At 73.9% G+C, this 4,701-nt stretch carries 4 protein-coding genes and 1 pseudogene; 4 read left to right on the forward strand and 1 reads right to left on the reverse strand.

The features are described 5' to 3' along the window. Positions 1 to 180: pseudogene (locus ACIRDX_RS20600) on the forward strand (hypothetical protein); the annotation flags it as partial. A gap of 6 nt (positions 181 to 186) precedes the next feature. Here the strand turns inward: ACIRDX_RS20600 and ACIRDX_RS20605 are convergent. Continuing rightward, positions 187 to 849: an FHA domain-containing protein gene (locus ACIRDX_RS20605; protein ID WP_396627315.1), complete on the reverse strand. Its 663-nt coding sequence runs from the start codon at positions 847 to 849 to the stop codon at positions 187 to 189. Positions 850 to 949: 100 nt separating this feature from the next. Here ACIRDX_RS20605 and ACIRDX_RS20610 point away from each other — a divergent pair, with 100 nt between their 5' ends. From ACIRDX_RS20610 to ACIRDX_RS20620, 3 genes are all read left to right on the forward strand, one after another. Further along, on the forward strand, positions 950 to 1,852 hold the full coding sequence (locus tag ACIRDX_RS20610; RefSeq protein ID WP_396627316.1) for an FHA domain-containing protein: 903 nt from the start codon (positions 950 to 952) through the stop codon (positions 1,850 to 1,852). Between the two features lie 81 nt (positions 1,853 to 1,933). Next, positions 1,934 to 3,526 carry a protein phosphatase 2C domain-containing protein gene (locus ACIRDX_RS20615; RefSeq protein WP_396627317.1) on the forward strand — a complete coding sequence of 531 codons (1,593 nt, stop codon included), beginning with the start codon at positions 1,934 to 1,936 and terminating at the stop codon, positions 3,524 to 3,526. Positions 3,527 to 3,547: 21 nt separating this feature from the next. Beyond that, positions 3,548 to 4,701 (forward strand): serine/threonine-protein kinase (locus ACIRDX_RS20620; protein WP_396627318.1); only part of this gene is annotated, 1,154 nt, incomplete at its 3' end.

A 4,701-nucleotide genomic window follows, 5' to 3' on the forward strand; every position in this document is an offset into this window, starting at 1 on the left:
CTGCCGGCGCGACTGCTCTTCGTCACGCTCTTCGGTCTCGGATCGGTCGCCGCGATGGCGGCGCTGTCGGGGCTGGCGGGCTGGCACCTGGCGCGCCTCAGCGCCCGGCCCGGCGTGTCGGCGTGGCTCCAGGTGTCGGCAGGTGTGCTGTCGCTCGTGGTCGGCGCGCTGTGGTTCTGACGCGCGCTACCTGTCGCGTGTGACGCGCTCGGTGCGTGCCGCGGCCGCATCGGCCCACGCCCGATACGTGATCGCAGCCGCGCCGAGCTCGATCACGTCGCCGTCGACGAGGGCGCGAGGCTCGGTGACGCGCACGCCCCGCACGAACGTCCCGTTGCTCGACTCCAGATCCTCGACCGTCGCCGCACCCTCGAGCACCACGAGGCGCGCGTGACGGCGTGACACCCCCGAGGCGTCCACCCACACGTCGCTGCGCGGATCCCGGCCGATCACGTACGTGCCGTCGGCGAGCGGCACCGGCCGGTCGTCGCGCACCAGCCAGCACAGCGGCGTCGCCTCCCGGCCTGCCGGCCGCCGCGCGAGATCCTGCGCCGGTCCGCTGAACGCGTAGCCGATGCGGTGCACGGTGCGGATGAAGCTGGCCTGTCGCGAGTCGTCGCCGATCACCTGCCGGACCTCGGCGACCACCACGCTGAGGCTGGCCTCGCTCACGAAGGTGTCCGGCCACAGGTGTTCCTGGATGTCGCGCTTGGACACCACGGCCGGTCGGCGGTCGAGCAGGAGCTTCAGGAGGTCGAAGGCCTTGGGCGACAGGTGCGCGCGCGTCTCGCCGTCGAGCAGCTCGCGGGTGTCGGAATCGAAGGTGAAGCGACCGAAGGCGACCTTCATTGCGTGGCGGTGCGGGAATCCTTGGAGTTCCCTTGGGACTCGCGTCCGGGGTCCGGTGCATAGTACCCGACACGCAACGCATGACGGGCACGGAGCGGCGATGACGACGGCGAAGGCGCCCAGCGGGCGCGAGATCTGGCAGGCAGTGCGCGACGAACTGCGGCTCAACCTGTATCCACTGCCGTTCAGCACGTTGGCGCCCACGGTCTACCACGTGTACCTCCACCCCGAGGACTTCGCCACGGTCGAGGGCATCATCCCGACCATTGCGGCGCAGATCGCGCAGGCACTCACCGCCGAGGTCGAGCGCCTGAACCGCGACCGTGATGGCCGCGTCCGCACGATCATGGCCCGGCTGCTCGAGCGTGAGCGCCTCGGCGCGATCGAGGTGCCGGCGGCCGGGTGGGAGATCCACCTCCTGCGCGATCCCGACGAGGAACTGGCGCGCGGCCAGATCGGCATCGTGTCGACGCTGGCGATGCCCGCGCCGGTGGAGCAGGGCGGCACGCCCACCACGCGCATCGTCCGGAGCGTGGTCGGCGGCGGAGCGCGGAGCGCCTCGGTGTCCGACGTCGCGACGCCCGCGGCCGCGTCGCCCGCAGCAGGGGGCGCCGCTGCGGCGGGCCCCGCCACCGACGCGCGCGGCCCGCGCGACCGCGCCCGGCTGGTCTACCAGGACGACCAGGGGCCGCACACGTTCGTGATGCGCAAGGATGCGATCGCCATCGGCCGCGGCGGCAGCGCCGTGTGGGTGGACGTGCAGGTGGCGACCAGCGCCCGCGTCTCGCGGGAGCACCTTCGTATCAGGTGCGACGCCTCGGGCCGGTTCTTCGTGCAGGACGTCAGCGTGTGGGGCACCACCGTCGACGACGTCGCGATCCCGCCCGCGGTGCAGGGGGCCGAGGGCGTGCTGCAGCCGGGCGCGGAGCACCCGCTGCCGCCGCGCGCCCGCATCGGCCTGGCGGGCGCCATCGTCCTGGCCTTCGAGGCCCTGGAGGCGTGATGGCCTGGCTGCACGTCGTCTTCCTGTGTTCGCTCGTGTCGGCGGTCGGCTGGATCGGCTGGCTGGCGTGGACCTACGACCGTGACTGAGGCCACGACGACGCGTCCCTGGCAGGCTGCGGCGCGGTCCCACGCGGGCCGCGTCCGCACCAACAACGAGGACCTGCCGCTGATCGATGCCGAGCGCGGCCTGTTCGGCGTGATCGATGGCGTCGGCGGCCACGCCGCCGGAGAGATCGCCGCGGCCCTTGCGCGCGACGTCATCCTGCAGCGGCTGGCCCGTCCGCTCGGCACGCCGGGCGAGCGCGTGCGCGAAGCCATCGCGCTGGCCAACAACGAAATCTACCGACGCGCCAGCACGTCGCCGGAGCTGTCCGGCATGACCTGCGTGGTGACGCTGGCGCTGGTGGCCGAGGGTCGCCTCACCATCGGGCATGTCGGCGACAGTCGCCTCTACACGATGGGCCCGGAGGGGTTGCGCAAGCGTACCCGCGACCACTCGCCCGTCGGTGAGCGCGAGGATGCCGGCGAGATCGGTGAGCTCGAGGCGATGCGTCACCCGCGCCGACACGAGGTCTTCCGCGACGTCGGCAGCGCGCTGCGCGACAAGGACGAAGCGCACTACGTGGAGGTGGTGGACGCCTCCATCGGCGACGACGAGGCGCTGCTGGCCTGCAGCGACGGCCTGACCGACATGGTGCCGAGCGCGACCATCGACCGCGTGCTGCGCCAGCATGCCGGCGATCCCGCCGCCGTGGTGGAGGCGCTCGTCGCTGCCGCCAACGACGCCGGGGGGCGCGACAACGTGACGGTGGTGTATGCCGAGGGGCCACGGTTCGCGGCCGCGCTGCGTGGTGCCGCGACGCCAGCCGCCGCGTCGGCTGCGACGACGCACGTGCCCCGGACTGGCAGGGTGCGTGCGCTGCTCGCGAGCCGCACGACGTGGTTCGCGCTCGGGACCTTGGTCGGCCTGCTCGGGGCCCTGCTGCTCGCCTGGCGCGCCTCGACCCTCACGCCGATCGGCGGCCGCACCATCGCCGCCGCCCCGCAGGCGTCGGCCAGCGTCGGCACGCTCGCCGAGGCGGTGCAGGCGTCGCGTCCCGGTGACGTGATCCGCCTCGAGCCCGGCACCTACGCCGAGGCGGTCACCGTGCCCGAGGGCGTGTCGCTGCGGGCCCGGGTCACCGGGGCGTCGATCTTCGTGCGCCCCGCCGGCGCGGTCGGCGAGTGGACGGCCATCACCGCGACCGGGAGCCAGGGGGGGGCGATCGCCGGTGTCCGCATTGCGTCGGCGGCCGAGGCGCCCGTGCAGGTCGGCGTGCGCGTGGTCGGCCAGGGCCGTGCCCTCGAACTCCTGCAGGTCGATGGGCCCGTGACGAGCGGTGTGGAGTTGGACGCCGGGGCCTCCGCGTCGCTGTCGGGCAGCAGCTTCGTCGTGTCGTCCTCGGCCGTGCGCGTGGGGCCACGCGCCGTGCTCGAGGCCACCGGGAACCTGGTGCAGGCGTCGGGCCGTGCCGAGGGGCCGGCCGTCGTGCTGGGAGACGCCGCCCGCGTCACCCTGCGCCGCAACGTGCTGGCCGGGTTCGGGCCGACGCCGGTGGCCGGCCTGCCCGACGCCGAGCGGGAACTGTTGCGCGCGGCCAACGTCGTAGTCTCCGATTCCTCCTCCCGCTAGCCGAAGCGAGCCACGTTCCCCATGCCCTGGCAGGTCGCTGGATACGAGACCGACGCCGACAAGCCCTTCGACCAGGGCAGCTTCGGCACCGTGTGGCACGCCCGCCGCCTGAGTGACGGGCTGCGCGTCGCGCTCAAACTGGTGCGGCGCGCGCACGCGGCGGACGCGGCCGAGCGCATCGACGCCGAACGGCGCGGCGCCCTGCTGCAGCGGGCCTTCCACGAGGCGCACGGCATGGTGCCGGCCGTGTACGACATCGGCCACGACGGGGACGGCGATCTCTTCATCGCGATGGAGTTGATCGAGGGCGGGTCGCTGGCCGACGCGATCGCCACCGGCCCGCTGGCGCCCTCCGTGGCCGTGGGCCACGCGCTTGCGATCTGCGGATTCCTCGAGAAGGCACACGGGTTCGCCACGACGATCGAGGGCGACCGCTACGACCGCCTCGTGCATGCCGATCTCAAGCCTGGGCACATCGTGGCGCGCGGGGCGGCCGGCGCCGGCCCGGTGGCGCCGGGCCACCTGGTGGTGCTGGACTTCGGCATCGCCAAGGCCCTGCACAAGGCGACGCCGCTCACCACCAACAACTGGGGCACGTCGGCGTACATGTCGCCCGAGCGGTTGATCGACGGCCGCGTCGACGAGCAGGTCGACTTCTGGTCGCTCGGCGTGATCCTGTTCGAGATGCTGGCCGGGCACCGGCCGTATCGCACACTGCAGGCGCCGTCGCTGAAGGGCCAGCTCGAACGCGCGATCCGCGGCAACGAGCCGCGTGAGCCCCTGCCCGCGTCCGTGCCGCCGGGCGTGGTCGCCGTCGTGAATCGCCTCCTGGCCTACCAGCCCGAGCGGCGATACCCGGGCGCGGCTGCGCTGCGCGACGACCTGCAGGCCTGTCTCGACGGACGCGCCCCGACGGCCCTCGCCGCCTACGACACGCCCGCGACGCTGCGCGTGACGCCGGCCACCGAGCGCCGCGAGGCCACGTGGTCCGACGTCCCCCCGACGCTGCCGGTGCTGCCGGGTGTCGCCACCGGCGTGCCACCGACCGAGCCGCGTCCCTTCCTGCCTCCACCCTTGCCGCTGCGCCAGGCCGCCGCGCTGGGCGGTCTCGAGGGCGTCGCGGCCGCGCCGTTGCCGGGAAGCCCTGCGGACGCCAGTGCGCCGGTCGCGCCGCC

This window comes from Luteitalea sp. (genome assembly GCF_044337415.1).
Taxonomy (GTDB): domain Bacteria; phylum Acidobacteriota; class Vicinamibacteria; order Vicinamibacterales; family Vicinamibacteraceae; genus Luteitalea.

What these genes read in the sequence shown, in the direction of transcription:
- ACIRDX_RS20605 (WP_396627315.1), bottom strand. Translation starts at nt 849, where the DNA reads ATGAAGGTCGCCTTCGGTCGCTTCACCTTCGATTCCGACACCCGCGAG.
- ACIRDX_RS20610 (WP_396627316.1), top strand. Translation starts at nt 950, where the DNA reads ATGACGACGGCGAAGGCGCCCAGCGGGCGCGAGATCTGGCAGGCAGTG.